Origin of the sequence: Streptomyces sp. NPDC059008 (genome assembly GCF_042749045.1) — a bacterium.
Classification (GTDB): Bacteria; Actinomycetota; Actinomycetes; order Streptomycetales; family Streptomycetaceae; genus Streptomyces.
Genome location: NZ_JBHYJC010000007.1, coordinates 135445 through 160485, shown reverse-complemented (window position 1 = coordinate 160485; position 25041 = coordinate 135445). Strand labels below are relative to the sequence as shown.

The window sequence follows — 25041 nt, the reverse complement described above, 5'->3', positions numbered from 1 at the left end:
GCTCTCCTACCTGCTTCGTCTCTTCAGAACTGCCTTGTGCTGGCAGCATAGGCGCCTGTTGGGGCGGCTCCCGGTTGGTTGCGGATCCCCGCGCCGACCGTCATGTTACCCACCAGTACATCCAGTCTCGTGCCCCGAATCAAGGCTGTCGAAATGTGACCTTGCCAACGGCCCTGATCGGGGGACGACGAAGCGGAACGGGAACCCGTCAGTCCCGCAGCGCGTTGAAGCGACCTTGGTGGTACAGCAGCGGACGGCCGGGCCCCGCGGGGTCGCCGACGACGGGCCGGGCGAGCACGATGCGGTGGTCGCCGGCCGGGACACGGGCCACGACCTCGCACACCAGCCAGGCCAGCACACCGTCGAGCAGGGGCACGCCTTCGGGGCCGGTGCGCCAGGAGGTGGCGGGGCCGAAGCGGTCGGCGCCGCTTTTCGCGAAGGTGGCGGCCAGCTCCTGTTGGTGCTCGCCGAGTATGTGGACGCCTATGTGCGCGGCCTCGGAGACGGCCGGCCAGCTGGAGGCGCCGGTGCCGATGCCGAACGACAGCAGTGGCGGATCGGCGGCGACGGAGGTCAGGGAGGTGGCGGTGAAGCCGACCGGGCCGGAGCCCCGTGCGGTGATCACCGCGACACCGGCGGCGTGCTGCCGGAAGACGGAGCGCAGGAGTTCGGGGGAGGCGGCGCGAGGCGTGCCGAGATCGGGCGAGGCCGTCATGGAGTTGTCCTTCTGCTGTGGTGTACGGGCCCGGGCGGAGCCGCCGGCAACCGCGCGGCCACCGACGGCGGAGGTGTCGTCGTCGCTCACACGCCCGGACAGCGGGCGCTGGCAGTCCGCAGAAGGTCGACGTGGGCGCGTCCGTAGAGAAGGGTTCCTGGCCGCATCACGTCAGAGTGACGACGGGTGACCCAGAGCGTCAAGGGCCGCCCGGCATCTGGGAGATCAATCACGGACGGCCTCTCCCAGCGCCGCTATCACGTCGGCCTTGCGGGGCTGCCCCGAGGCGCGGCGCACGATCGCGCCGTCCGCGTCGAGGACCAGAACGGTGGGGGTCCGCAGCACGTTCAGCTCCCGTACGAGGTCGAGACGGGCCTCGGCGTCGATCTCCACATGGGCCACCCCCTCGACCATCTCGGCGACCTCGGCGAGCGTGCGGCGGGTGGCACGGCAGGGCTGGCAGAAGGCGCTGGAGAACTGCAGCAGGGTGGCCCGCTCCCCCAGCTCCCGGCCGATCGCCGCGGCGCCGAGCCGCGGCACCCCGTCCCGTTCGTCCCGCTTTCGCACCGTCAGCCTCCCATTGCGGCGCCGGTGCCACACGCCGAAGGCGCTCGCCGCCGCGAGTACCGCGATGCACACCATGAGTCCAGTCATCGTGGGATGCAGCGTTCACCAGACCGAAAGAATTCCCGGTGCCGCGAACGGTCCGGTCTGCGGGAGGGTGGGGGCATGAGTGTCGAGAGGATTGACGTACGCGGTCCGAGGTTCGGGGCGGTGCTGTCGACGGTGGTGCTGGCGGCCGTGCTGATCAGCGGGAGCGGCTGGCTGCTGGCCCTGCAGGCCCTGGTCTTCGCCGTCGGGGCGGCGGCCGGTGTCCAGCGCTCCCCCTACGCCTGGCTGTTCAGGACGGCGGTGCGTCCCCGGCTGTCCGCACCAACCGATTTCGAGGACCCGGCCCCGCCGCGCTTCGCCCAGAGCGTGGGGCTGTTCTTCGCGCTGGTGGGGCTGGTCGGCTACTTCGCGGGCCCGCAGTGGCTGGGGCTCGCGGCCACCGGATGCGCACTGGCGGCGGCCTTCCTCAATGCCGCTTTCGGGTACTGCCTGGGGTGCGAGATGTACCTTGTGCTGCGGCGAACGGTGGGCTGACCCGGTCCCACGTGACGAGAATCTCGCGTCCGCGGCGCCCGGCACGCTGGCCGCCGCGGCCTCGATCGGGCACGATCTCCCGAAAGCCGCAGTTACGCCTGCGTAGGTTTCCGCCGGGAGAACCCTCCCCAGGCATCGAAAAGGGAAAAAGGGGTCCTCCGGACAATGGCAGAGCTCGTCTATCCGCCGGTGATCGGCGCCGCACGCACGCTCTTCAAGGCGCTCGATCTCAAATTCGACATCGCCGGGACGGAGAACATTCCGCGCCGCGGCGGGGCGGTGCTGGTGAGCAATCACATCGGGTACCTCGACTTCGTCTTCGCCGGGCTGACGGCCCGGCCGGCGAAGCGGCTGGTGCGCTTCATGGCGAAGGAGTCGGTGTTCCGGCACAAGGTGTCGGGGCCGCTGATGCGTGCGATGAAGCACATTCCGGTCGACCGCGCGCAGGGAATGCACGCCTACAAGCACGCGCTGTCCGCACTGCGTTCGGGCGAGATCATCGGGGTGTTCCCCGAGGCGACGATCTCGGAGTCCTTCACCCTGAAGAACTTCAAGTCGGGTGCGGCCCGGCTGGCCCAGGAGGCCGGGGTGCCACTGCTCCCGGTGGCGCTGTGGGGCACCCAGCGCCTGTGGACCAAGGGCCACAAGCGCAATCTGGGCCGCAACCACTTCCCCATAACCATCCGGGTCGGCGAGCCGCTGGAGGCAGATCCCGCCGAGCAGGCGGAGAAGATCACCGACCGGGTGCGGTCCCGGGTGCAGGACCTGCTGGAGGCGGCCCAGCGCGCCTACCCCGTGCGCCCCAAGGGCCCCGAGGACACCTGGTGGATCCCGGCGCACCTGGGCGGCACCGCACCGGCGCCCGGCGCGTAGCCGCAGCCGGCACCCCACCACGACATCAGCCGCCGAAGGGTTCACCTTCGGCGGCTGATCGACGTCCGGCCCCGGTCACCCGGACCAGACGTCACCGATCTCGATCCGGGCGTCGGGGCAGGCCTTCTGCAGTGCCTCGGCCAGTTCGGCGCCCGCGGACGTCAGCTCGTCGAGCGTCATCGGGGCCATCCGCTCCAGTAGGAAGAGGGCGCTGACGGAGTCCTCGGTGAGACGGGTGCGGACGCCCTGGCGCCAGTTCCAGCGGCGGCAGGTGACGCCCTCGTCGTCGCACCAGACGACCTCGCCGGCATCGGGGTGCTCGACGACCTCGGCGCCGCCGGCCGCCGTCGCGAACGGCTCGTCGCCGGCGGCCCGGACCAGCCGCATTCCGCCCTGGATCCGGTCCAGGTCCTCGCCGCCCACCGGAACGAGGTGGGCGACGCTGATGGCGTTGTAGAGGTCGACGAGCCGGTTGATGCGCGGCAGCCCGTCCGCGAGCGCACGCTTGGCCAGCGCCTCGGCGGAGTTCCGGGTGCGCGACGGCTTGCTGCCGAAGGCGCTGTAGGCGGCGCGCCAGGCGGCGATGTGCGGGTCGTCCTGCGGGGCACGGCCGTCGAGACGTCCGGCCAGCCGGCGGGTGGCCTCGTCCAGGAGCCCGGAGCTCAGCTCGTCACTGGGCCCGTTGGTCAGACCGTGCGCTTCGACGGCGAGGTAGCCGAAGCCGGGCGCCAGGGCGCGCACCTCGTCGGAGACGTGCAGGGGGCAGGTCGGGCTGGGCATGGGGCCGTTCCTCGAAGATCGGTGGGAGTAGCTGCGAGCCGGGACCGGTCGACGGCCGGCCACCTGGAGGCATTGGAGCACGCCCAGGAACAGTTCAGCAAACTGCACCACGAAGTCCAGCGCAGTGAACTTTCCACTGCGCTGGACTCGCTTGCCACCTTCGCGGTCGGCCCGCCGTCGCCTCGCGACCTGCCACGACCACCGGACGGACCCCGCGGACAGGCCCTACCGAGCGATCTCCTCCCGCAGTGCCTCGACGAACCCGTCGACGTCCTCCACCGTGGTGTCGAAGGCGCACATCCAGCGCACATCGCCGGCCTGCTCGTCCCAGAAGTAGAAGCGGAAGCGCTTCTGCAGCCGCTCGCTGACGTCATGCGGCAGCCGCGCGAAGACCGCGTTGGACTGGACCGGATAGAGGATCTCCACCCCGTCGATCGCCCGCACGCCGGCCGCCAGCCGCTGCGCCATGGTGTTGGCGTGCCGGGCGTTGCGCAGCCACAGGTCCTTGGCGAGCAGCGCCTCCAGCTGGACCGAGACGAAGCGCATCTTGGAGGCGAGCTGCATGGACAGCTTGCGCAGATGCTTCATCGCACGCACCCGGTCGGGGTTGAGCACGACCACGGCCTCGCCGAAGACCGCGCCGTTCTTCGTGCCGCCGTAGGAGAGGATGTCGACGCCCACCGCGTTGGTGAAGGCCCGCATCGGGACGTCGAGGGTCGCCGCGGCGTTGGCTATCCGCGACCCGTCCAGATGCACCACCATGCCGCGCTCATGGGCGTGTTCGCAGATCGCCCGGATCTCGTCGGGCGTGTAGACCGTGCCCAGCTCCGTGCTCTGGGCGATCGAGACGACCTGCGGCATGGCGCGGTGCTCGTCGTCCCAGCCCCATGCCTGGCGGTCGATCAGCTCGGGGGTGAGCTTGCCGTCCTCGGTGGGTACGGTCAGCAGCTTGAGCCCGCCGACCCGCTCCGGCGCACCGCACTCGTCGACGTTGATGTGTGCGGTCTCGGCGGCGACCACCGCGCCCCAGCGGTCGGTCACGGCCTGGAGGGCGACGACGTTGGCGCCGGTGCCGTTGAACACCGGGAACGCCTCGGCGCGCTGCCCGAAGTGGCTGCGGAAGACCCGCTGGAGGTGTGCGGTGTAGTCGTCCTCGCCGTAGGCGACCTGGTGGCCGCCGTTGGCGAGGGCGAGCGCGGCCAGGACCTCGGGGTGGGCGCCCGCGTAGTTGTCGCTGGCGAAGCCGCGTACCTGGGGGTCGTGGTGCTGCCGGGCGTCGGTCTTCGCTCCGGTCACGGCTCGGGGGTCAGCCACAGACGCTGTCCATTCACTTCCTGGGCGGGCCGGCTCCAGACGCCGGCGATGGCCTCGGCCAGCTCCGTGACGTCCGTGAAGCCCGCGAACTTTGCGTTCGGTCGCTCGGCGCGCATCTGGTCGTTGACGAGCGCCTTCACGACCAGGATGGCAGCCGCGGCGCGCGGCCCCTCCTCGCCCCCCGACTTGCGGAAACCGTCCGCCATGGCCAGCGTCCAGGCCTCGGCGGCGGCCTTGGAGGCCGCGTAGGCGGCGTTGCCGCCGGTGGGCTTCGAGGCGCCGGCCGCGCTGATCAGCAGGAATCGGCCGTTGCCGCTCCGCTCCAGGGGCTCGTGGAAGGCGAGGGAGGTGTGCTGGACGGTGCGGATCAGCAGCTTGTGCAGGAGGTCCCAGTCCGCCAGGTCGGTCTCCGCGAACGTCGACGAACCGCGCCAGCCGCCGACGAGGTGCACCAGGCCGTCGATCCGGCCGAATTCCTTCTCCGTACGGGCCGCCCACTCGCGGGTCTGGTCCGGGTCGAGGAGGTCGACGGTGTCTCCTATGACCGTGGCGCCGCCGTGCGCGTAGCGGGCCGCGTCCACGGCCTCCGCCAGCCGCTCGGGGTTGGAGTCCGAGCCGACGACCACGGCCCCCGCTTCGGCCAGCCGCAGCAGGGTGGCGCGGCCGGCCGGTCCGGCCGCTCCCGCCACCGCGATGACCGCACCCTCCAGCGGCCCCTGGCCGCCCGTCGAAGTAACCATCTCCGTCGCCTCCTCGTCCTGCTCCTGGACGGCCTGTGGCCGGGTGTTCCGGTCGTTGTTCATGCCGCCGCCAGCACGTCGCTGTGGGCCGTGATGCCCTTGGTAGAGGTGATCACAGCGCGCAGCTTCTTGGCGAGCGCCTCGTAGAACATGCTCAGCGGGAACTCGTCGGGCAGCACGTCGTCCACGAGTTTGCGCGGCGGTTGGTCCAGGTCGAGGGCGTCGGGGCCCTTGGCCCAGACCGAACCCGGGTGCGGTGCGAGGTAGGTCGAGACGAGGTCGTACGCGGCGAACCAGTGGACCAGCTTGGGCCGGTCGATGCCGTCGCGGTAGAGCTTTTCGATCTCGCCGCACAGCTGGTTGGTGACCTTGGGCGCCCGCTCCCAGTCGATGTGCAGTGTGTTGTCCGTCCAGCGTACGACGTCGTGCTTGTGCAGGTACGCGAAGAGCAGCTGGCCGCCGAGGCCGTCGTAGTTGCGGATCCGGTCGCCGGACACGGGGAACCGGAACATCCGGTCGAAGATCACTGCGAACTGCACGTCGCGGGCCTGGGAGTACCCCTCGGCCTCCAGCTTCACGGCCTCCTTGAAGGCGGTGAGGTCGCAGCGCAGCTCCTCCAGGCCGTACATCCAGAACGGCTGGCGCTGCTTGATCATGAACGGGTCGAACGGCAGGTCACCGTGGCTGTGGGTGCGGTCGTGCACCATGTCCCACAGCACGAACGCCTCCTGGCAGCGCTCCTGGTCGTCGAGCATCTCGCGGATGTCCCGCGGGAGTTCCAGGCCGAGCGTCTCGACGGCGGCGTGGCTGACCCGGCGGAAGCGGGCGGCCTCGCGGTCGCAGAAGATGCCGCCCCAGCTGAACCGCTCGGGGGCCTCGCGCACCGCGATGGTCTCCGGGAAGAGCACGGCGGAGTGGGTGTCGTAGCCGGCCGTGAAGTCCTCGAAGGTGATGCCGAGGAACAGGGGGTTGTCGTAGCGGGTGCGCTCCAGCTCCGAGAGCCACTCGGGCCAGACCATGCGCAGGACGACGGCCTCGAAGTTGCGGTTCGGGTTGCCGTTCTGGGTGTACATGGGGAACAGCACGAGGTGCTGGAGGCCGTCGGCGCGCGCTTGCGCGGGCTGGAAGGCGAGCAGCGAGTCCAGGAAGTCCGGCACGCCGAAGCCGTCGTCGGCCCAGCGGCGCAGGTCGGTGACGAGCGCCTGGTGGTAGGCCGCGTTGTGCGGCAGCAGCGCGCCCAGCTCCGTGACGGCCGCGGCGACCCGCTCGACCTCGGCGCGGACGGCCTCGGCCTTCGGCGCGCCCTCCGCCGTCAGATCGATCGAACCGTCCTTGGACTGCCAGGGCCGGATGGTCTCGACCGCGTCCTTCAGGACGGGCCACGCCGGGTGCTCCACGACACGCTCTGCGGTCGGAGTGCCTTCCCGGACACCCACAGGCGAAAGAATTTCCGTCATGACTGCCCTCCGGCGGTAGATCGTCTTGTCAGCACACGGTAACCAGGCAAGGTTCCCTCACTCAAGTGGGCCAGCTGAAAATTTTTCTGCCGACACCCGGCACTCGCGCATCTTTTTCCTGCGGGTCGTGCTATCGGCGGGACTTCCTGCCTGTAGCGCCAAGGGATTCCGGGCTTCCTCCCGGTCTGCGCATCCAGCGCGGACTCGACCGGACGGCCCTATGGCATATGCCACACGGCCGCCGTCAGGGCCGGGCGGGACGCCGCCCCCGCCGGCAGAAGAGCGGTCTGCGGGCCGGATATGGCGGGTACCCGTACTGGACACACCGTGGTTGCGTCCGCAACCGGTTCATCTGCACTTGTCCCCGTTAGGCTGAACGCCATTTCGGAACGCCGTTGCCGACGGTCGACGGTCGACACTGACAAAGAGCCGACAGCAGTACCGAGCCGACAGAAGCGAGGCAGCCTTGTCCTTTCTCACCATCGGACACCGCGGGATCATGGGCGTGGAGCCGGAGAACACCCTGCGCTCCTTCGTACGCGCCGAGCACGAAGGCCTCGATGTCATCGAACTGGATCTGCATCTGAGCAAGGACGGCGCGCTCGTGGTGATGCACGACGCGGACGTGGACCGCACCACCGACGGCGCCGGGCCGATCGCCGAGCGCACCCTGGCCGAGCTGCGCGAGCTGGACGCCGGGCAGGGCGAGCGGATCCCCGTCTTCGAGGAGGTCCTGGAGGCGGTCAAGGCGCCGCTGCAGGCCGAGATCAAGGACGTCGCGGCCGCGCAGGCGCTGGCCGAGGTGATGCGGTCGCGCGACCTGACCGGCCGGGTGGACGTCATCTCCTTCCACGACGAGGCGCTGGCCGCGATCCGCACCCTGCTGCCGGGGGTGCGCACCGCACTGGTCGGCAGCCGCTACGGCGCGGACGTCGTCGACCGCGCACAGGCCGTCGGCGCGTCGATGCTCTCGCTGAACATCCGCCGGCTCACCCTCGAACTCGTCGAGCGGGCGCACGCCGCGCATCTGAAGGTGCTGGGCTGGACGGTCAACACCCACGATCAGCTCCGGCTGGCGCGCGGCCTGGGCCTGGACGGCGTGGTGACGGACATGCCGGAGATCCGCCGGGCGGTGCGCTTCACCGCGTAGCGGCCGCCCGCCGGGGAAATCCGCAGTTCACAGGCGCGCAACGGACTTCCAGCATGCGGACGTTTTCCGCAATGATCTCGACAGACGGCGTGCTGCGCTGCCACTCTCCGGGCATGCGTCTCGTCAACCGCCCTCTTCGCCTTGCCGCTTGTGCCGGCGCCGTACTGCTCGCCGCGGCCGTCGGCTGTGCCCCGCAGGACGAGTCCCCCGGTGGCCCGCGGGCCGCCGGGCAGGGCAAACAGAGCTGTGACCGCGGCAAGCTGGCCACCGTGACGGCCGGCAGGCTCACCGTCGGCACCGACAAGCCCGCCTACGCCCCCTGGTTCGTCGACGACGACCCCGCCGGCGGCAAGGGCTTCGAGTCGGCGGTCGCCTACGCCGTCGCCCAGCGGCTGGGCTACGGCAAGGGCTCCGTGGACTGGCAGACCGTGCCGTTCAACAACGCCTTCGCGCCCGGTGCGAAGAAGTTCGACTTCGACATCAACCAGATCTCCATCAGCGCCGAGCGCAAGCGCGCGGTGGCCTTCTCCTCCGGCTACTACGACGTGCGCCAGGCGGTCGTCGCGCTCAAGGGCTCCAAGGCCGCGCGGGCCAAGAGCATCGCCGACCTCAAGGACGTCAGGCTCGGCGCGCAGGTCGGCACCACCAGCCTGGACGTCGTCAACGACACCATCCGCCCGACCCGCCCCGCCGCGGTCTTCCAGAAGAACGACCTCGCCAAGTCCGCCCTGAGGAACGGGCAGGTGGAGGCGATCGTCACCGATCTGCCGACGGCCTTCTACATCACCTCGGCGGAGGTGACGGACGCCGAGGTGGTCGGCCAGTTCCCGGTCTCCGGTGCCGCGAAGGAGCAGTTCGGGCTGGTCCTGGACAAGGAGAGCCGGATCACCGGATGTGTGACCGCGGCGGTCGACGCGCTGCGCAAGGACGGCACGCTCGCCGCGCTGGAGAAGAAGTGGCTGAGCGACGCCGTCGACGCTCCGGTGCTCAAGTGAGCGGCGTGGAAGGGGCGTTGAAGAAGAGCGACGAGGTCCGGGAGCCCGGCGGCGACGGGTATGTGCCCTCGCCGCGGCGGATCGAGCGGGAGCGGGTCAAGCGGGCCAGGGCCCGGCGGGCCACCGCCGTCGCCGCGCTGAGCACGCTGGTCACCGCCGTCGTGCTCTTCCTCGTGATCACCAACTCCCCGGGCTGGCCGCGCACCCGCGAAACCTTCTTCAGCGCCGAGTACGCCCGCAAGGCGCTGCCGGAGGTGCTGGAGGGGCTGCTGCTGAATCTGCGGCTGCTGGTGGTGTGCGGGGCGGCGGTGCTGGTGCTCGGGCTGCTGCTGGCGGTGGCCAGGACGCTGCGCGGCCCGGTGTTCTTCCCGCTGCGCGCGCTGGCGACCGCCTACACCGACTTCTTCCGCGGACTGCCGCTGATCATCTGTCTGCTGATGGTGGTCTTCGGCGTCCCGGCGCTGCGGCTGCAGGGCGTGACCACCGACCCGGTGACGCTCGGCGGCTCGGCGCTGGTGCTGACGTACTCGGCGTATGTGGCCGAGGTGTTCCGGGCCGGCATCGAGTCGGTGCACCCCTCGCAGCGCGCGGCGGCCCGGTCGCTGGGGCTCTCCGGCGGCCAGGCGCTGCGGTTCGTCGTCCTGCCGCAGGCGGTGCGCCGGGTGGTGCCGCCGCTGCTGAACGATCTGGTGTCGCTGCAGAAGGACACCGGTCTGGTCTCCATCGCCGGCGCGGTGGACGCGGTGTACGCGGCGCAGATCATCGCCGGCAAGGACTTCAACTTCACGCCGTACGTGGTGGCCGGGCTGGTCTTCGTCGCGCTGACGATCCCGATGACGCGCTTCACGGACTGGGTCACGGCACGGATGGACCGCAGGCGCGCCCAGGGAGGCCTGGTATGAGGACGACGGAGAACACGCCGGTGCCGGGCACCGGGGAGGCCGGGCGGACCGGGACCGCCGGGGATCTCACCAAGGGCACCCCGGACGGCGGCCCGGTGCTGCGGCTGGAGTCTGTGCGCAAGACGTACGGGCGGGGCACGGTCGTGCTGCGGGACGTCGACCTGGAGGTCGCCCCGCACACCGTGACCGCGCTGATCGGCGCGTCCGGTTCGGGCAAGTCCACGCTGCTGCGCTGCGCGAACCTGCTGGAGGAGATCGACGACGGCGCGATCTTCCTGGACGGCGAGGAGATCACCGACCCGCGGGCCGACGCCGACGCGGTGCGCCGCCGGATCGGCGTGGTCTTCCAGGCCTACAACCTCTTCCCGCACATGACGGTGCTGGACAACATCACGCTGGCGCCGCGCCGGGTGCACGGCGTACCGCGCGCCGAGGCGGAGGCCCGCGCCCACGAGCTGCTGGAGCGGCTGGGGCTCGGCGGGCGGGCCGGCGAGTACCCGGACCGGCTCAGCGGCGGCCAGCAGCAGCGGGTCGCGATCGTGCGCGCACTGGCCGGGCGGCCCCGGCTGCTGCTGCTCGACGAGATCACCGCGGCGCTCGACCCCGAGCTGGTCGGCGAGGTGCTCGGGGTGGTCCGCGATCTCAAGGAAGAGGGCATGACGATGGTCCTGGCCACCCACGAGATGGGCTTCGCGCGGGAGGTCGCCGACCAGGTGTGCTTCCTGGACGGCGGGGTGGTGCTGGAGCGCGGCACCCCCGAGCAGGTCTTCGGCGATCCGGTCCAGGACCGCACCCGGCGGTTCCTGCAGCGGATCGTCCAGGCCGGGCGGTTGTAGGGCCCGCCCCGGCAGCGCCGCGGAGCGCTCAGGCCAGCGGCTTGACCAGTAGCTCGAACTCCAGGTCGGCGCGCCGCGGGATGCCGAACCGCTCATCGCCGTACGGGAACGGGCTGAGCTTCCCGGTGCGCTGGTAGCCGCGGCGTTCGTACCAGGCGATCAGGTCCTCGCGCTGCCGGATGACCGTCATCTGCATCTCGCGGGAGCCCCAGGTCTCCCGGGCGGTCCGCTCGGCCTCCGCGATGATGATCTTGCCGAGGCCGCCGCCCTGGAGCTCCGGGCGCACCGCGAACATCCCGAAGTACGCGTGGTCCCCACGGTGTTCGAGCTGGCAGCAGGCGATCAGCTCGCCGTCCCGCTCGGCGATCAGCAGCCGGCCGGTCTCGTTGCGGACCACGGCGGCGACGCCCTCGGGATCGGTGCGCTGCCCCTCCAGCAGATCCGCCTCCGTCGTCCAGCCGACCCGGCTCGCGTCCCCTCGGTATGCCGACTCGACCAGCTCGACGAGCCCGGGGATGTCGGCTTCGAGGGCGGTACGAAAGGTCAGCTCGCTGGTGGGCATGGTCTGCGGAGTCCTCTCAGGCCCGGGAGATGCGGCCGGCGACAGGGGCGGAAACGACGAAACGAGGCTAACAAGAGCCGTGCGCGTCATGTCAGTGCCGTTCGCCGGGTCGTTCGGCGGGCCCCGCGGGCCGGCGGCGTAGGGTCCTGGCATGGTGCACGTACTGAGCAGCAGGGTGTTGTTGCGGCCGTCCGACCCCGAGCGGTCCCGGGCGTTCTACGGCGAGGCGCTGGGCCTGGAGATCTACCGGGAGTTCGGCACCGGCCCCGAGCGCGGCACGGTGTACTTCCTCGGCGGCGGTTTCCTGGAGGTCTCCGGCCGCGCCGCCGGGCCCGGCACCCAGACCCTTCAGCTGTGGCTTCAGGTGGCGGACGCGGCGGCGGCGCACAAGGAGTTGCTGACACACGGGGTGGAGGTGCTGCGGCCGCCCGTGCAGGAGCCCTGGGGGCTCGTCGAGATGTGGATCGCCGACCCGGACGGCCACCGCATCGTGCTGACGGAGGTCCCGGCGGACCATCCGCTGCGCTACCGGCCCTGAAGGGCCGCCGCTTCTCCCCTTCGCGGTCCGGGCAGACGGCCCGCGCTCCCCTCTTGTGCGCCTGTGCGCTCCCGTGTGCCGGGCACCTGCCGGGCATCTAGCAGCCGACGCGTACGGGTACCAGGGGCCCTGGGGAGGCGCTTCGTGCACCAACCACCGTTGGTCGGCTGGCTGCTGGTGCTGCTGTGCGCCGGCACCGGCGCGTACTGCCTGGTCCGGGCGCACCGCGGACCGGCCGCACAGCGGGTGGCCGCGCGCGGTGAGGGGCTGATGGCGCTGGGGATGGCGGTGATGGGACTGCCGGCGTCCGCGGTGCCGCCGCCGGCGTGGTCGCCCTGGCTGTTCACCGCGGCGTTCGGGGCCGCGGGCCTGTGGGCGCTGACGCATCGGCATCTGCATCACGCGGTGGGCGCGTGGGCGATGGTGTACATGGCGCTGGCGATGGCGGTGCCCGCCGGCGGGACGCACCACGGCGGGCCGATGGGCGCCATGACGATGACCCACGCGGCGCCCGGCGGAGTGCCCTTGCTGACCGGGCTGCTGCTCGTCTACTACACGGTGTACGTCCTCGCCGCGGGGCTGCGGCTGGTGCCGGCTTCCGGTGCGGTGGCCGGGGGGCCGGTGGCGGACGGGCCGGTGGTGGCGACGGCCGCCGGGCCAGCCGGGGTGCTGCGGGCCTGCCGGCTGACGATGGGCATCGCCATGCTGGCGATGCTGCTGGCGCTGTGAGCTGCGGCGGACCCCCGCGGGGCCGCCGTCCGGGGTGAGGGCGCCCTTCCGGAAGGCGCACCCGGGGCATGCGTGGCATACGTCACTTCCGATGCGTGACCGTACCAACGAGTATCCGCGCGCTCATAGGGTGACGGCATGATGGTCCCGATCGCGCTGATGGTTCTCGGCGCGCTGGCCGCGGCGACGGCGCCGCGGCTGATGGCCCGTTCCGACTGGCCCGACCGCGAGCCGGTGCTCGCGCTGTGGGTGTGGCAGTGCGTGGTGGCCGCCGTGCTGCTGTGCTGTGTGCTGGCGATGTCGCTGAGCGCGGCCGCGGCCTGGGAGTCCGTGCGCAACCCGGTGTTCGGGTTCGCGCCCCGGGTGGTCGTCGAGGCGTACGCGCTCAAGGGGTACGGGCCGTGGGCCGGTGTGCTGGCGCTGCTCCTGGCGGGCGGCGGCGCGTGGACGGCCGTCGCGCTGACCCGCGAGGTGCGGGCCGTACGGGCCCGCCGCCGGCAGCGTCGGGCCGACCTCCTGCGGCGCGCCCCTCTGTTGCCCGGCGAGAAGCCCTTCGGGGAGCGGCTGGTCGTCCTGGAGGGCGACCGCCCGGAGGCCTGGTGGCTGGCGCACCCGTCGCCCCAACTGGTCATCACCACCTCGGCGTTGCGGCGGCTGAAGGGGCGTCAGCTCGATGCGCTGATCGCCCACGAGCAGGGTCATGCGCGGGCCCGGCACGATCTGCTGCTGTACTGCGCCTCGGCGCTCGCGGCCGGCTTCCCGCAGATCCCGGTCTTCGCCGCGTTCCGCGACCAGGTGCACCGGCTGGTCGAACTGGCCGCCGACGACGCGGCCTCGCGCCGCTTCGGCCGGCTGACGATAGCCCTGGCGCTGGTCGAACTCAACGAGGACCGCGGGGTGTTCGGCCCCTGCCCGACCCAGCTCGCCCAGGTGCCGCAGCGGGTGGACCGGCTGCTGTCCCCCGCGCCCCGCTTCACCCCCGGCCGCCGGCTGCGGATGACGGCGGTCGCGGCGCTGGTGCCCGCGGTGCCGCTGCTGGTGACGTTCGTCCCGGGGCTCAGTGCGCTGACGTAGGGTCCGGGTATGCCCCACGGCACCCGCCCCGCCCTGGTCTGCGCCGCCCTGTTCACGGTGCTGCTCACTCTGGTAGTGCTGCGCTGGGCGCCGCTGATGTCCCTGGACGCCGCCGTCACCGGCGCGCTGCACCCCACTGCCGTGTCCTCGCCCGGCTGGACCCGTCTGAACCGGTTGCTCAGCGACTGGGTGTGGGACCCGTGGACGATGCGGGCGGGGCTCGCGGTGGCGGTGTGTCTGCTCGTACGGCGCGGTGCGCGGCTGCTCGGGGCCTGGGTGGCGGTCACCGCGCTCGCCGGTGCGGCCCTCCAGCAGGCCCTGAAGGCGGCGGTCGGCAGGCCGCGCCCGGTCTGGCCGGATCCGGTGGACACGGCGCACTACGCGGCGTTCCCCTCGGGGCATGCGCTGTCCGTATTGGTCGCGGGGGCCTTGCTGCTGTGGCTGCTGCGTGAGTACGGGGTGCGGCCGGTGTGGCGGTGGACCGCCCGGACGGTGGTGGCCGTCTCCGTCGTCGGTGTCGGCGTCACCCGCGTGTACCTGGGCGTGCACTGGCCGTCGGACGTCCTCGGCGGCTGGCTGCTGGGCGGCGCCCTGGTGGCCGGGGCGGCGGCGGTGTACACCGCCCGCGCGCCCGGGAGGCGGTCTGGGCCCGGCGCCGCACACGGGCCAGGATGAGGCCCATGACCACGATCAAGGGTGTGCTCTTCGACTTCTCCGGGACCCTGCTGCGGACCGAGTCCGCCGAGTCCTGGCTGCGTGCCGCGCTGACCGCGTCCGGTACGGACATGGACGACGCCGAGCTCGCGCGCAAGGCGGCCGAGCTGGAGCGGGCGGGCGCCCTGCCCGGCGGCTCCCCGCCCGCCGAGCTGCCCGCCGAGCTGGCCGGGCTGTGGGAGCTCCGCGACCGCGACGCCCGAACCCACCGCGCGGTGTACACCGGCCTGGCGCGCCAAGTGCCGCTCCCCCGCCCGGAGTTGTACGAGGCGCTCTACGAGCGCCACAAAGCAGCGGAGGCCTGGGACCCGTATCCGGACGCCGCCGAGGTGCTGGCCGAGCTGCACCGGCGCGGTGTCCGCGTCGGCGTACTGAGCAACATCGGCTGGGATCTGCGGCCGGTGCTGCGCGCCCATGGTCTGGAGCGGTATGTGGACGGCTGTGTGCTCTCCTTCGAGCAGGGCATCCACAAGCCCGACCCGCGGCTCTTCGCCCTCGCCTGCCGGCAGCTGGGGCTCGCCCCGTCCGCCGTGCTGATGGTGGGGGACGACCGCCGGGCGGACGGCGGCGCCACGGCGATCGGATGCGGGTTCCTGCCGGTGGACCCGCTGCCGGTGGACCGCCGCCCGGACGGGCTGCGGCCCGTACTGGACCTCGTGGGCTGAGGCCGGCGGCGGGCGCTACCTCCCCGCCGTCCCGCTCCCGGTACCGGAGCGTCCGGCTGCCCAGGCCCGGAGCGTGGCGAAGTCGTCCGGGAGGAGTCCCTTGGTGGGGTCGACGCGGTGCGGGAGGGCGTGCCCCTTGTGGTGGCGGGCGATCCAGGCGTGGTCGCGGGCGCTGATCTCGTCGTCCACCCAGGCGAAGGGGCGGCCCCCGGCGGCGTCGACGAGGTGGCGGGTCTTCCAGTGGACGCCGTCCGGGTCCTGATGGTGCATCCGCGGCCAGTCCAGCGCGGGCAGCTCGGGCAGGCCGAGGACGGGGGCGATCCAGGTGTTGGCCTCCGTCTTCCAGGTCGTCGCCCAGATCAGCCGGAAGCCCAGACCCATCAGGAGCGGGCCGTGGTCGGGGTTGAGCCATACCCGCAGGGCCGGGCGGGGCGGCTCCCAGCCCGTGGGGCGCATCCGCAGCGTGGTGTAGCCCTTGGGGCGGCGATGCGGCTTGGCCAGCCAGGGGTTGAGGGGGCCGTCGACGTCGAGGAAGAGGAGCGGCTGGGTGGAGTCCACGGCGTGATGATGCCGCGTACGGCGCCGGAGCAATCGCTTCCGGGCGGCGGTTCGGCGTCGCGCGCACCGTGCGACGGGGCCGCCCCGGCCGGGCGCGGTGCCGGCCGGGGCGGGGTGGACCGTGTGTGCGGCGCTCGCGTCAGGAAAGGGTCGCGATCGCCTGGTTGAAGGTCGCCGACGGACGCATGACGGCGGCGGCCTTCGCCGGGTCGGGCTGGTAGTAGCCGCCGATGTCGGCCGGCGAGCCCTGCACCGCGATCAGCTCGTCGACGATGGTCTGCTCCTGCTCGCCGAGGGTCTTGGCGAGGCCGGCGAACGCCTGCGCGAGCTGGGCGTCGTCGGTCTGCTTGGCCAGCTCCTGGGCCCAGTACAGGGCGAGGTAGAAGTGGCTGCCGCGGTTGTCGATGCCACCCAGCCGGCGGCTCGGCGACTTGTTCTCGTTGAGGAAGGCGCCGGTCGCCCGGTCGAGGGTGTCGGCGAGCACCTGGGCGCGCGCGTTGCCCGTCTTCTGGGCGAGGTGCTCGAAGCTGACCGCGAGCGCGAGGAACTCGCCCAGGCTGTCCCAGCGGAGGTAGTTCTCCTTGACGAGCTGCTGGACGTGCTTGGGCGCGGAGCCGCCGGCACCGGTCTCGAACAGGCCGCCGCCGTTCATCAGCGGGACGACCGAGAGCATCTTGGCGCTGGTGCCGAGCTCCAGGATCGGGAACAGGTCGGTCAGGTAGTCGCGCAGCACGTTGCCGGTGACCGAGATCGTGTCCTCACCGCGGCGGATGCGGTCGAGGGAGAACTTGATCGCGTGAACCGGCGCCATGATCTCGATCTGCAGGCCGTCGGTGTCGTGGTCGGCGAGGTAGGTCTTGACCTTCTGGATCAGCTGCGCGTCGTGCGCGCGGTCCTCGTCGAGCCAGAACACCGCCGGGTTGCCGGTCGCCCGGGCGCGGGTGACGGCCAGCTTGACCCAGTCGCGGATCGGCAGGTCCTTGGTCTGGCACATCCGGAAGATGTCGCCGGCGCCGACGACCTGCTCCAGCACGGTGTTGCCGGCCGCGTCGACGACCCGGACGGTGCCCGTGGTGGGGATCTCGAAGGTCTTGTCGTGGCTGCCGTACTCCTCGGCCTTCTGCGCCATCAGACCGACGTTGGGCACCGAGCCCATGGTCGACGGGTCGTAGGCGCCGTGCGCGCGGCAGTCGTCGACGACGACCTGGTAGATGCCGGCGTAGCTGCTGTCGGGCAGCACCGCGAGGGTGTCGGCCTCCTGGCCGTCCGGGCCCCACATGTGACCGGAGGTGCGGATCATGGCCGGCATGGAGGCGTCGACGATGACGTCGCTCGGTACGTGGAGGTTGGTGATGCCGCGGTCGGAGTCGACCATCGCCAGCTCGGGGCCGTCGGCCAGCTCGGCGTCGAAGGACGCCTTGATCTCGGCGCCCTCGGGCAGCAGCTCCAGGCCCTTGAAGATGCCGCCGAGGCCGTCGTTCGGGGTCAGGCCGGCCACCGCGAGCGCCTCGCCGTACTTGGCGAAGGTCTTCGGGAAGAACGCCCGGACCACGTGGCCGAAGATGATCGGGTCGGAGACCTTCATCATCGTGGCCTTGAGGTGGACGGAGAACAGCACGCCCTCGGCCTTGGCGCGGGCGACCTGCGCGGCGAGGAACTCGCGCAGCGCGGCGACCCGCATCACGGAGGCGTCGACGACCTCACCGGCGAGCACGGGGACCGACTCGCGCAGGACCGTGGTCGAGCCGTCGTCGCCCGACAGCTCGATGCGCAGCGAACCGTCCTCGGCGATCACCGCGGACTTCTCGGTGGAGCGGAAGTCGTCGTTGGTCATGTGCGCGACATTGGTCTTGGAGCCGGCGGTCCACTCGCCCATGCGGTGCGGGTGGGCCTTGGCGTAGTTCTTCACCGACGCCGGCGCCCGGCGGTCGGAGTTGCCCTCACGCAGGACCGGGTTGACGGCGCTGCCCTTGACCTTGTCGTAGCGGGCGCGGATGTCGCGCTCCTCGTCGGTCTTGGGGTCGTCCGGGTAGGCCGGCAGCGCGTAGCCCTGCTCCTGCAGCTCGGCGATCGCGGCCTTCAGCTGCGGGATCGAGGCCGAGATGTTGGGCAGCTTGATGATGTTGGCCCCGGGCGTCTTGGCCAGTTCGCCGAGCTCGGCGAGGGCGTCCTCGATGCGCCGGCCCTCCTCCAGACGCTCGGGGAAGCTCGCGATGATGCGCCCGGCCAGAGAGATGTCACGGGTCTCCACATTGACGCCCGCCGTCGACGCGTATGCCTGGATCACAGGCAAGAACGAATACGTCGCCAGGGCCGGGGCCTCGTCAGTGTGGGTGTAGATGATGGTCGAGTCAGTCACCGGGTGCTCCGCTCCACGTCTGCAACATTGCTCGACATCAAGATATCTCGTGATCGCCTCCCACTCGACAGGACCCCGCCCGGGGCGAAACCGGAGGAGGCGGTTCCGATCCCCTCGAACCGCCGTAAACCGGTCACCGGAGCGCCCCTCGCACGGAGCGCCCGCTCCGAGCCGCACGGGGCGACCGGGCGGGCGGGCCACGGGAGGGTGGGCTACGGGAGGGCGGATGACGCGGCGCCGTACGCCTCCGGCAAGATCAGCTCGGTACCGGTACCCGACCCGCCGGATCTCTCCCGTACGGCCGCACCTCAGCAGGAGGCACCGCAGACCATGACCACCACCGCCTACCTCGACGCGCTCTTCTCACTCGCCGGCCGCACCGCCCTGGTCACCGGCGGAAGTTCGGGCATCGGCCTGGCCATCGCGGAGGCACTCGGGCGCGCCGGGGCCGAGGTGGTGGTGCTGGCCCGGCGCGAGGAGCCGCTGCGCGCCGCCACCGCGCGGCTGCGTGCGGCGGGCTGTACGGCGGACTGGATAGCCGCCGATCTGCGCGACCGGGAGGCCGTCCGCGAGGGCGCGGAGGAGATGGCGCGACAGCACGGCGAACCGGACATCCTGGTCAATGCCGCCGGGGTCAACCCCCGTCCCCCGCTGGGCGAGCTGACCACCTCCGAATGGGATCGCACCATGGCGGTCAACCTCGACGCGCCGTTCCTGCTCGGGCAGCGCTTCGGGCCCGGCATGGCGGACCGCGGCTGGGGGCGGATCATCCATCTCGCCTCACAGCAGTCGATCCGCGCGTTCGGCAACAGCGGGGCCTACGGGGTGTCCAAGGCGGGGCTCTCCGCCCTGACCCGCTCCCAGGCGGAGGCCTGGTCGCGGCACGGCGTCAGCGTCAACGCGATCGCGCCCGGCTTCGTCCGCACCCCGCTGACCGAGGAGCTGTTCACCGACCCCGACCGACCCGCGGCGCTGGCGAACCGGACGATGGCCGGGCGCAACGGCGAACCGGACGACTTCGTGGGCGCGGCGGTGTTCCTGGCCGGTCCGGGCGCGGCGTATGTGACGGGGCAGACGGTGTTCGTGGACGGCGGCTTCTCCGTGACGTGAGGGGCGCGCGCCCCGCGCCGTACGCGGCCGTGGCAGGCCCCTCCCGTCGCCTCCACCCACCCACCGGCCCGGCGCTACCCCGCCCTCTTCCTCCGCCACGCCACTTCGTCGGCGGACACCGGCGCCTGGAGGCTGTACACATCGCCGACCCGTAGATCGTCCGGGGTGCTGTACTCGCCGTAGGTGCCGATGACGGAGACCGCCACGTGGGAATCCGGCTGCCAGAACGTGCGGTAGTAAGGCACGTTCGACGGGTACTCCGGGATCTCCGTCAGGGGGATGCCGCGCCGCTCCAGTAGGCGCCGCAGCTTCTGGAACCGAAGCCTGGGCGTGAACCGCCCGTACCGGGCCCGGAGCGCGTCGCCGACGAGCGCCTTCGTGTGGCTCCGGTATCCGAGCCGGTGCACATGCACGGTGAAGTGGTGGCCCGACCAGGGGGATTCGGCGCAGGCGCGGTCCCAGTGGAACTCGGCCAGGCCGTAGTCACGGCACAAGGCGGTGTCGCCGAACCTGTTCTCGCCGAAGTCCGGCCCCAGGACCTCGGCGACCCCGTCGGGAGAGTCCGTGGGACGCGCACCGAGCACGGTGCCGGTGGTGACGACGTCCATGTAGAACGCCAGGGAGTACGGGGTCAACTGCTCTCCCCCGATGCCGTGTGCCGCACGGCGGTTCCGCGGTTCACGCCCTGCCCGCGTCCGCACTGCCGCGTGCCACGCGCCGGACCGCCTGGTTGACCGCTTCGAGCACGAGGCTGACGGCGACCATGACCGCGAGGCGCAGGTACCACGGGAAGCCGTAGCGCTCACCGAGGACGAAAGAGACGACGAAGCCGACGGGGACGGTGACCCAGGTGGGCAGGGTCGGCATCTCCGACTTCTTCGGTCCGTTTGCTGTGGGAGGCACGGTGATTCCTTGTCCTGTTGTGCTGAAGTACCCCGGCATGAAGGCACCGAGGGCCTTCAGCACATCACGTGACCCCCGCGGTCGGCGAGTTTGTCGTCTGCGCCCAGGCGCCGGCCGGCGGCCCGGGACGTCGGCGGAGGCCGTGACGCCCCGGGCGGCCGGCGTGACCAGGCGTCGCCCCGGCCGTCACGGACCTCCGTGACGGCCCTTCATTCCGGTAATGCAGGAAAGGGCATCAATCCCGTGCTCTTGCGAATCAATAGGACCTTGTGAAGGGGAATTCACCCGACCAGGATGAAACGTGGCGCCTGCGACAACGTTCGCCGGACGACCCGACCCGACCACCCTTCCTGGAATCGAGGGAAAATGACCCTTCGCACGCTCGCAAGAAAAGCCGCGCTGATAGCGGTGCCTCTCCTGGGCCTCACGACGCTGTCACCGACCGCGGACGCACACCCGGTCACGCCGAAGGCCGCGGCATCGCGCTATACCTTGTCGGTGCTGAATCCTGCTGGTGCGCCCATATATGAGAAGCCCAGCTCTTCGTCCCGCAAGCTCGCGCACCTTCGGCAGGGGACGGAAGTGGTCATCATCTGCCAGCTCGTGAAGGGCACGAGATTGTGGTACAGCCTCGAAACCCTGCGGCCCGGCGGCGAATTCGTGTGGTCGGGGCACTTCATGTCTCCGGCCCGCCCGCCCAGGTCGTGCTGACCGCGCGCAGCCAGGTAGGCGTGGGGTGGCCGGCGACGAGGTGGGGTCCGTGACCGCGGCGCGGGCCGCCCCGCAGGACGGCCCGCGCCGCGGGCTCCCGGCCGGAAGGCGGCGGGTGGCCCGTCGGTCGACTCAGAAGTACGACTGCAGGGTTCCGCGGCGCCGGACGTCGGCCGTGGCGCAGTGGAACGATCCGCCGAAGGTGTTGAAATTGCGGAAATTGCAGGGGATCGGCTGGAAGCCGAACTTCTTCATCGCCGCGATCATCGGTTCGTCCTGCGCCTCGACGATCACCCGCTCCTCGTCCAGCATCAGGATGTTCATGTTGATCCACTTGCTGGTCATGTACAGCGGGTGCGTATCGGGAATGACCGGAGCGGGGGCGGCCATCACATCCCAGCCCTTGAAGAGCTGCGGCACCTCGGGCACCCGATCGGGGTGAATGAGCAGCTTGCCCGGCGCCATCGGAACGAGCGTGGCGTCGATGTGCATCGGGTGCGAGTCGTTGAACTCGAAAACGTGAATGCGGTATTCGTCGCCGAGGTGCCGGCGCAGCCACTCGATGCCGAAGTCATTGGTGACATTGCTCTTCTGGGCGATGATGTCACGACCGCAGCGGGTGAAGTCTGCCGCGTCGAAGGTCGGCTCGAATTCGGTCACCACCAGCCGCTGCGGGCCGTCCTCGCCGGGGTCGGTCCAGTCCTGGTCGAACTGTGCGTCCGTCAGCTCCGGCTTCGGCGCCGCGGTCCATTTCGCGCCGCCGTGGAAGTACTCCTTCAGCAGCGGCCGGTAGGCGAGGTTCTCGTAATAGCGGGAGCGCCAGGCCATGGGGCATTCGATGATGTCGTCGCCGACCACGAGAATCGCGTCCCGGGGCATCGCCGCGTACATGCCGGTGCTGGTCCAGTCGAGGGTGGTGTACGGGGTCCGCTGAGGAATGGTTTCCGGCCGCCGGACCGTCACCCCCTCCCCCTCCAGAATGTGCACCAGCTCCTCCAGCTCGGCGCGGGCGGCGGCGACTTGCTCGGGCGGGAAAGGCTGCCCCGCGTTACGGCGGAAGGTCGCGTGCTGGTCGCCGGGAAGCACCGGCGGCAAGGCCATGTGCCAGGTCGGGAAACTCGCCTCGTCGACGATGCCGACGATCACTTCCTCCAGCGGATCCCACTCCGTGTAGGAACACACGGGGCTCTCCGTCCGGCCGGACGAGGTGTAGGAGTCACCCGGGTCGATGTGGGGGGTATCGGCGTTCACGCAAGCTGCTCCTCGTTCAGGCGGCGCACGGCGACCGAAGATCCGTGCTCCCGCGATCAAGGTCGATTGAACGTGTCGAACAACTGAACGGGCAACTTCCCCTGTCAGGTTGGCCGGAACCCGGTGCCTCGATCAGGAATACGCCCCACGACTGGTGGGTCGACACACGCCGGGGGCGGTACCGGCGCGGGCTGGACGCCCGGGCCCGCACCGGCCCCTTGAGGTCGTGTCACACGGAGCAAGCCCCCGCACCGGCCGTACAGGTGATTCCGCCTCAGCTGTGGCCTGTGCGGGTGTAGTACCCAGCAGGGGCAGGGGAGAGATTTGGTCACCGGGGAACGCCCCCGCCCCCCTCCGGGGCCGGACATCCGCTACCGGCCCGAACTCCACCAGAGGTCCTGAATTGAAGAGCACGAGCGTATCGAAGCCTCGCACCCTCGTCGCCGGTGCCGGGGCCCTGGCCCTGATCACTGCCGTACTCACCCAGCCGAGCGCCGATGCCGCTCCCGGCCCGCCCTCCGATCCACCGACGGCGACCACCGCCGCACAGCGCGCCAAGGAGATCAGCTCCAGTCTCGGCGGCGAGGGGGCGGGCTCCTACTACGACGCGGAGAACCGCGCGCTCATCGTGAACGTGACCAGTGAGGCGGCCGCCGCCAAGGTCCGCGCGGCGGGCGCCCAGCCGAAGATCGTCAAGCACTCCCTCGCCACGCTGGACACCGCCCGCGCCACCCTCAAGGAGCAGGTGAGGATTCCCGGGACGTCCTGGGCGATGGATCCCCGCGTCAACAAGGTCGTCATCGTCGCCGACCCCACCGTCAAGGGCAAGGACTTCGAGCAGCTCAAGGCGGCCGCCTCGGCGCTCGGCGACCGGGCCAGCCTCACCCGCTCGTCGGCGGAACTGCGACCGCTGCTCGCCGGCGGCGAGGCGATCTGGGGCAGCACCGCCCGCTGCTCGCTCGGCTTCAACGTCGTCAAGGGCGGCCAGCCGTACTTCCTGACCGCCGGACACTGCGGCGATGCGGTGCGGAGCTGGTCGGCGACGATGGGGGGCACCGAGGCCGCGGCGACGGAGGACGCCACCTTCCCCGGCGACGACTTCGCGCTCGCCCGGTACACAGCGGCCGACGTGGTGCACCCCAGCGCGGTGAGCCTCTACAACGGCAAGATGCAGACCATCACCAAGGCGGCCGAGCCGATCGTGGGCCAGCAGGTGCAGCGCAGCGGCAGCACCACCCATGTCCGCAACGGTCTGGTCATGGCGCTCGATGTGACCGTCAACTACCAGCAGGGCGCGGTCGACGGCCTGATCCAGACCACCGTCTGCGCGGAGCCGGGCGACAGCGGCGGCCCGCTCTTCGACGGCGACCACGCAATCGGCCTGACCTCGGGCGGCCGCGGCGACTGCACCCTCGGTGGCCAGACCTTCTACCAGCCGGTGCGCGAGGCCCTGGAGAAGACCGGATCCCAACTCGGCTGAGCCCGCCCGCCCCTCCGCCTTCCGCCCCCTCCGCCTTCCGTCTCGCCCGAGACGGAAGGCGGAGCCCGTTCCCGGATCGGTCACCGGGTCGGCGCTCCGCCTGAGGTGCACCGCGAGCACGGCGACCGGTCGGCCGGCGTCCCCACGACGCGAAAGGGCCCGGTGCCAGGCTCGCGCCTGGACACCGGGCCCGATGTGCTTACTTGCCGCCGCCGCCGACCAGGTTGTTGCAGCCCATGCTCGAGCCGATCGGGGTGGACTGCGCACCTGCCGGGCCCTCGCCGTTGAGCGCGTTGCCCAGCACGCCGTTGAGGATCCCGACCTCGCCGAGGACGTCGACGTTCAGGTCGTGCGACCGGCAGGAGCTGCCCGACTTGACGACCCAGGTGTCGCCGCCTCCCTTGCCGTCGTGGGCCTGAGCGGTGCCGGCGCCGAGGAAGGCGACACTGCCGAGGGCGGCAACCACCACAGCAGCCTTGTGAAGCTTGCGCATTGATTCATCTCCGGTAAGTTGGACGGATGCGATCTGTGACTGATCGACTTCGTACAGTTACTGAAGGCTAATACGACATATCCCACAACCACTTCAACGACGCGCCGATCACTTGACGGTGTCGTGTCGCGGTCGCGTCGAGCCGCCGACAGCCGCTCCGGGGTCGCGGTCGGTGGCCTGCCCGGCGACTCAGGCGCGCCAGGGGCGTGCGTACCCTTCCCGCAGCGGCCCTCCGAGCAGGTCGAGTACCTGCTCGACCGCGGCCGCCAACGGCGCGGGGTCGGCGCGTTCGGCCACCGCCCGATGGCCGTCCAGCAGGGCCCTGCCCCGTTCCGGGTCCGCGCTCAGCAGCCTGCGCGGAAGCCACTTGCCGATCCCCGTCCATGCCCGGTGGTGGGCAGTGATCAAGTGCGTCGCCTCGCGCAGGGCGTGGTCGGCGAGGGCCAGCTGCTCGTACCGGTCGGCGGGCGAGGTGTCGACCAGGTCGTCCAGGTAGCAGGTCAGGACGTAACGGCCGTGTTCCCACTCCGCCGGGCTGAGCTGGGGAGGGCCGGCCGCAAGCACCGCTCGCGCCTGATCGCGGGTACGCGCCAGATGCCCGTGCGGGTCGTGCAGGGGCAGGCCGTCGGCATAGACGAACAGCACGGTGCCGCGGCGACGGGCTCGGTCCCACTCGAAGAACTCGGCCACGTCCGCGACGGTGTTCACGAACAACTCGGCCAGGCGCCCGTCATGGCGGACGACCTCCCGGCGGCTGCGGTCGGAGTCCGGTACGAGGACGGCCACGTCCAGATCACTCGTCGAGCCGGCGCGGCCATGGGCGGCCGAGCCACCGAGCAGGGCCCCCAGCGCGTGCGGGAAGCGAGCCGTCACCAGGCGCAGAGCGTGCGCCGCGGCGGTTTCCTGATCATTCATGGTCGTTCATCGTGCCAGCCCCGGCCGCGTCCTCCCCGCGCCCGGCGAAGTGCGCCGCAGGACCGGCCATG

28 protein-coding genes are annotated in these 25041 nt (G+C 71.3%); 14 read left to right on the top strand and 14 right to left on the bottom strand.

The window, feature by feature from the left end; genetic code table 11:
• Nucleotides 1-208 precede the first annotated feature (208 nt).
• The gene (locus tag ACFWZH_RS12160; protein ID WP_384428587.1) at nt 209-715 is read right to left on the bottom strand and encodes a flavin reductase family protein; all 507 of its coding nucleotides are present in this window, start codon (nt 713-715) and stop codon (nt 209-211) included.
• A 225-nt stretch (nt 716-940) separates the two neighbouring features.
• Nucleotides 941-1369, bottom strand: coding sequence for a TlpA family protein disulfide reductase (locus tag ACFWZH_RS12155; protein WP_384428410.1), 429 nt, complete (start codon nt 1367-1369; stop codon nt 941-943).
• A gap of 75 nt (nt 1370-1444) precedes the next feature.
• Between ACFWZH_RS12155 and ACFWZH_RS12150 the strand changes: the two genes are divergently transcribed.
• On the top strand, nt 1445-1861 hold the full coding sequence (locus ACFWZH_RS12150; protein ID WP_384428408.1) for a DUF4395 domain-containing protein: 417 nt from the start codon (nt 1445-1447) through the stop codon (nt 1859-1861).
• 165 nt (nt 1862-2026) lie between these two features.
• Nucleotides 2027-2734 carry a lysophospholipid acyltransferase family protein gene (locus tag ACFWZH_RS12145; RefSeq protein WP_384428406.1) on the top strand — a complete coding sequence of 236 codons (708 nt, stop codon included), beginning with the start codon at nt 2027-2029 and terminating at the stop codon, nt 2732-2734.
• A gap of 75 nt (nt 2735-2809) precedes the next feature.
• Here the strand turns inward: ACFWZH_RS12145 and ACFWZH_RS12140 are convergent, their stop codons facing one another.
• The 4 genes from ACFWZH_RS12140 to ACFWZH_RS12125 form a co-directional block, all read right to left on the bottom strand.
• The gene (locus tag ACFWZH_RS12140; RefSeq protein WP_384428404.1) at nt 2810-3514 is read right to left on the bottom strand and encodes a B3/4 domain-containing protein; all 705 of its coding nucleotides are present in this window, start codon (nt 3512-3514) and stop codon (nt 2810-2812) included.
• Nucleotides 3515-3739: 225 nt separating this feature from the next.
• The gene (locus ACFWZH_RS12135) at nt 3740-4828 is read right to left on the bottom strand and encodes a threonine aldolase family protein (RefSeq protein ID WP_384428402.1); all 1089 of its coding nucleotides are present in this window, start codon (nt 4826-4828) and stop codon (nt 3740-3742) included.
• Nucleotides 4807-5631: an SDR family NAD(P)-dependent oxidoreductase gene (locus ACFWZH_RS12130; protein WP_384428400.1), complete on the bottom strand. Its 825-nt coding sequence runs from the start codon at nt 5629-5631 to the stop codon at nt 4807-4809. Before ACFWZH_RS12130 ends, ACFWZH_RS12135 begins: the two co-directional genes overlap by 22 nt.
• Nucleotides 5628-7025 (bottom strand): DUF6421 family protein, encoded by a 1398-nt coding sequence (locus tag ACFWZH_RS12125; protein ID WP_384428398.1) that lies wholly within the window; start codon nt 7023-7025, stop codon nt 5628-5630. Before ACFWZH_RS12125 ends, ACFWZH_RS12130 begins: the two co-directional genes overlap by 4 nt.
• Nucleotides 7026-7491: 466 nt before the next feature.
• Between ACFWZH_RS12125 and ACFWZH_RS12120 the strand changes: the two genes are divergently transcribed.
• From ACFWZH_RS12120 to ACFWZH_RS12105, 4 genes are all read left to right on the top strand, one after another.
• Nucleotides 7492-8175, top strand: coding sequence for a glycerophosphodiester phosphodiesterase (locus ACFWZH_RS12120; RefSeq protein WP_384428396.1), 684 nt, complete (start codon nt 7492-7494; stop codon nt 8173-8175).
• Between the two features lie 113 nt (nt 8176-8288).
• Complete coding sequence (locus tag ACFWZH_RS12115; protein WP_384428585.1) at nt 8289-9170, top strand: ABC transporter substrate-binding protein; 882 nt, start codon at nt 8289-8291, stop codon at nt 9168-9170.
• Complete coding sequence (locus ACFWZH_RS12110) at nt 9167-10072, top strand: amino acid ABC transporter permease (RefSeq protein WP_384428394.1); 906 nt, start codon at nt 9167-9169, stop codon at nt 10070-10072. The genes ACFWZH_RS12115 and ACFWZH_RS12110 overlap by 4 nt, the downstream gene beginning before the upstream one ends.
• Nucleotides 10069-10908 carry an amino acid ABC transporter ATP-binding protein gene (locus ACFWZH_RS12105; protein ID WP_384428392.1) on the top strand — a complete coding sequence of 280 codons (840 nt, stop codon included), beginning with the start codon at nt 10069-10071 and terminating at the stop codon, nt 10906-10908. The genes ACFWZH_RS12110 and ACFWZH_RS12105 overlap by 4 nt, the downstream gene beginning before the upstream one ends.
• A gap of 28 nt (nt 10909-10936) precedes the next feature.
• Here the strand turns inward: ACFWZH_RS12105 and ACFWZH_RS12100 are convergent, their stop codons facing one another.
• The gene (locus tag ACFWZH_RS12100; protein ID WP_384428390.1) at nt 10937-11470 is read right to left on the bottom strand and encodes a GNAT family N-acetyltransferase; all 534 of its coding nucleotides are present in this window, start codon (nt 11468-11470) and stop codon (nt 10937-10939) included.
• A 151-nt stretch (nt 11471-11621) separates the two neighbouring features.
• On the opposite strand from ACFWZH_RS12100, the gene ACFWZH_RS12095 reads away from it, so the two are divergent.
• From ACFWZH_RS12095 to ACFWZH_RS12075, 5 genes are all read left to right on the top strand, one after another.
• Nucleotides 11622-12008 carry a VOC family protein gene (locus tag ACFWZH_RS12095; protein ID WP_384428388.1) on the top strand — a complete coding sequence of 129 codons (387 nt, stop codon included), beginning with the start codon at nt 11622-11624 and terminating at the stop codon, nt 12006-12008.
• Nucleotides 12009-12152: 144 nt separating this feature from the next.
• Entirely contained in the window at nt 12153-12737 is a 585-nt protein-coding gene (locus ACFWZH_RS12090) for a DUF5134 domain-containing protein (protein ID WP_384428386.1), read from the top strand.
• Nucleotides 12738-12875: 138 nt separating this feature from the next.
• Nucleotides 12876-13811 carry a M56 family metallopeptidase gene (locus ACFWZH_RS12085; protein ID WP_384428384.1) on the top strand — a complete coding sequence of 312 codons (936 nt, stop codon included), beginning with the start codon at nt 12876-12878 and terminating at the stop codon, nt 13809-13811.
• A 9-nt stretch (nt 13812-13820) separates the two neighbouring features.
• On the top strand, nt 13821-14486 hold the full coding sequence (locus ACFWZH_RS12080) for a phosphatase PAP2 family protein (RefSeq protein WP_384428382.1): 666 nt from the start codon (nt 13821-13823) through the stop codon (nt 14484-14486).
• A 5-nt stretch (nt 14487-14491) separates the two neighbouring features.
• Nucleotides 14492-15190 (top strand): HAD family hydrolase, encoded by a 699-nt coding sequence (locus ACFWZH_RS12075; protein ID WP_384428380.1) that lies wholly within the window; start codon nt 14492-14494, stop codon nt 15188-15190.
• A gap of 15 nt (nt 15191-15205) precedes the next feature.
• Here ACFWZH_RS12075 and ACFWZH_RS12070 read toward each other — a convergent pair whose 3' ends face one another.
• Both ACFWZH_RS12070 and ACFWZH_RS12065 read right to left on the bottom strand, forming a co-directional pair.
• Nucleotides 15206-15748, bottom strand: a complete 543-nt coding sequence (locus ACFWZH_RS12070) for a hypothetical protein (protein ID WP_384428378.1) — start codon at nt 15746-15748, stop codon at nt 15206-15208.
• Between the two features lie 139 nt (nt 15749-15887).
• Nucleotides 15888-18107: an NADP-dependent isocitrate dehydrogenase gene (locus tag ACFWZH_RS12065; protein WP_384428376.1), complete on the bottom strand. Its 2220-nt coding sequence runs from the start codon at nt 18105-18107 to the stop codon at nt 15888-15890.
• A 330-nt stretch (nt 18108-18437) separates the two neighbouring features.
• On the opposite strand from ACFWZH_RS12065, the gene ACFWZH_RS12060 reads away from it, so the two are divergent.
• On the top strand, nt 18438-19217 hold the full coding sequence (locus ACFWZH_RS12060) for an SDR family NAD(P)-dependent oxidoreductase (RefSeq protein ID WP_384428583.1): 780 nt from the start codon (nt 18438-18440) through the stop codon (nt 19215-19217).
• 74 nt (nt 19218-19291) lie between these two features.
• Here ACFWZH_RS12060 and ACFWZH_RS12055 read toward each other — a convergent pair whose 3' ends face one another.
• Both ACFWZH_RS12055 and ACFWZH_RS12050 read right to left on the bottom strand, forming a co-directional pair.
• A complete protein-coding gene (locus ACFWZH_RS12055) occupies nt 19292-19852 on the bottom strand; it encodes a hypothetical protein (protein WP_384428374.1) in 561 nt (186 codons plus the stop codon).
• Nucleotides 19853-19895: 43 nt separating this feature from the next.
• Nucleotides 19896-20120, bottom strand: coding sequence for a hypothetical protein (locus ACFWZH_RS12050; protein WP_384428372.1), 225 nt, complete (start codon nt 20118-20120; stop codon nt 19896-19898).
• Nucleotides 20121-20486: 366 nt separating this feature from the next.
• Here ACFWZH_RS12050 and ACFWZH_RS12045 point away from each other — a divergent pair, with 366 nt between their 5' ends.
• Nucleotides 20487-20831 (top strand): hypothetical protein, encoded by a 345-nt coding sequence (locus tag ACFWZH_RS12045; RefSeq protein ID WP_384428370.1) that lies wholly within the window; start codon nt 20487-20489, stop codon nt 20829-20831.
• Nucleotides 20832-20963: 132 nt separating this feature from the next.
• Here the strand turns inward: ACFWZH_RS12045 and ACFWZH_RS12040 are convergent, their stop codons facing one another.
• On the bottom strand, nt 20964-22082 hold the full coding sequence (locus ACFWZH_RS12040; protein WP_384428368.1) for an amidinotransferase: 1119 nt from the start codon (nt 22080-22082) through the stop codon (nt 20964-20966).
• A gap of 403 nt (nt 22083-22485) precedes the next feature.
• Between ACFWZH_RS12040 and ACFWZH_RS12035 the strand changes: the two genes are divergently transcribed.
• Nucleotides 22486-23562, top strand: coding sequence for a S1 family peptidase (locus ACFWZH_RS12035; protein ID WP_384428366.1), 1077 nt, complete (start codon nt 22486-22488; stop codon nt 23560-23562).
• A gap of 199 nt (nt 23563-23761) precedes the next feature.
• Here ACFWZH_RS12035 and ACFWZH_RS12030 read toward each other — a convergent pair whose 3' ends face one another.
• Together ACFWZH_RS12030 and ACFWZH_RS12025 are read right to left on the bottom strand one after the other, a co-directional pair.
• On the bottom strand, nt 23762-24055 hold the full coding sequence (locus tag ACFWZH_RS12030) for a hypothetical protein (RefSeq protein ID WP_384428364.1): 294 nt from the start codon (nt 24053-24055) through the stop codon (nt 23762-23764).
• 189 nt (nt 24056-24244) lie between these two features.
• Nucleotides 24245-24970, bottom strand: a complete 726-nt coding sequence (locus ACFWZH_RS12025) for a nucleotidyltransferase domain-containing protein (RefSeq protein WP_384428362.1) — start codon at nt 24968-24970, stop codon at nt 24245-24247.
• Between the last annotated feature and the right edge of the window lie 71 nt (nt 24971-25041).

Coding starts and splice junctions, on each gene's coding strand:
- ACFWZH_RS12160 (WP_384428587.1), bottom strand. CDS start 715: ATGACGGCCTCGCCCGATCTCGGCACGCCTCGCGCCGCCTCCCCCGAA.
- ACFWZH_RS12155 (WP_384428410.1), bottom strand. CDS start 1,369: ATGACTGGACTCATGGTGTGCATCGCGGTACTCGCGGCGGCGAGCGCC.
- ACFWZH_RS12150 (WP_384428408.1), top strand. CDS start 1,445: ATGAGTGTCGAGAGGATTGACGTACGCGGTCCGAGGTTCGGGGCGGTG.
- ACFWZH_RS12145 (WP_384428406.1), top strand. CDS start 2,027: ATGGCAGAGCTCGTCTATCCGCCGGTGATCGGCGCCGCACGCACGCTC.
- ACFWZH_RS12140 (WP_384428404.1), bottom strand. CDS start 3,514: ATGCCCAGCCCGACCTGCCCCCTGCACGTCTCCGACGAGGTGCGCGCC.
- ACFWZH_RS12130 (WP_384428400.1), bottom strand. CDS start 5,631: ATGAACAACGACCGGAACACCCGGCCACAGGCCGTCCAGGAGCAGGAC.
- ACFWZH_RS12125 (WP_384428398.1), bottom strand. CDS start 7,025: ATGACGGAAATTCTTTCGCCTGTGGGTGTCCGGGAAGGCACTCCGACC.
- ACFWZH_RS12115 (WP_384428585.1), top strand. CDS start 8,289: ATGCGTCTCGTCAACCGCCCTCTTCGCCTTGCCGCTTGTGCCGGCGCC.
- ACFWZH_RS12105 (WP_384428392.1), top strand. CDS start 10,069: ATGAGGACGACGGAGAACACGCCGGTGCCGGGCACCGGGGAGGCCGGG.
- ACFWZH_RS12100 (WP_384428390.1), bottom strand. CDS start 11,470: ATGCCCACCAGCGAGCTGACCTTTCGTACCGCCCTCGAAGCCGACATC.
- ACFWZH_RS12095 (WP_384428388.1), top strand. CDS start 11,622: ATGGTGCACGTACTGAGCAGCAGGGTGTTGTTGCGGCCGTCCGACCCC.
- ACFWZH_RS12085 (WP_384428384.1), top strand. CDS start 12,876: ATGATGGTCCCGATCGCGCTGATGGTTCTCGGCGCGCTGGCCGCGGCG.
- ACFWZH_RS12080 (WP_384428382.1), top strand. CDS start 13,821: ATGCCCCACGGCACCCGCCCCGCCCTGGTCTGCGCCGCCCTGTTCACG.
- ACFWZH_RS12075 (WP_384428380.1), top strand. CDS start 14,492: ATGACCACGATCAAGGGTGTGCTCTTCGACTTCTCCGGGACCCTGCTG.
- ACFWZH_RS12060 (WP_384428583.1), top strand. CDS start 18,438: ATGACCACCACCGCCTACCTCGACGCGCTCTTCTCACTCGCCGGCCGC.
- ACFWZH_RS12045 (WP_384428370.1), top strand. CDS start 20,487: ATGACCCTTCGCACGCTCGCAAGAAAAGCCGCGCTGATAGCGGTGCCT.
- ACFWZH_RS12030 (WP_384428364.1), bottom strand. CDS start 24,055: ATGCGCAAGCTTCACAAGGCTGCTGTGGTGGTTGCCGCCCTCGGCAGT.
- ACFWZH_RS12025 (WP_384428362.1), bottom strand. CDS start 24,970: ATGAATGATCAGGAAACCGCCGCGGCGCACGCTCTGCGCCTGGTGACG.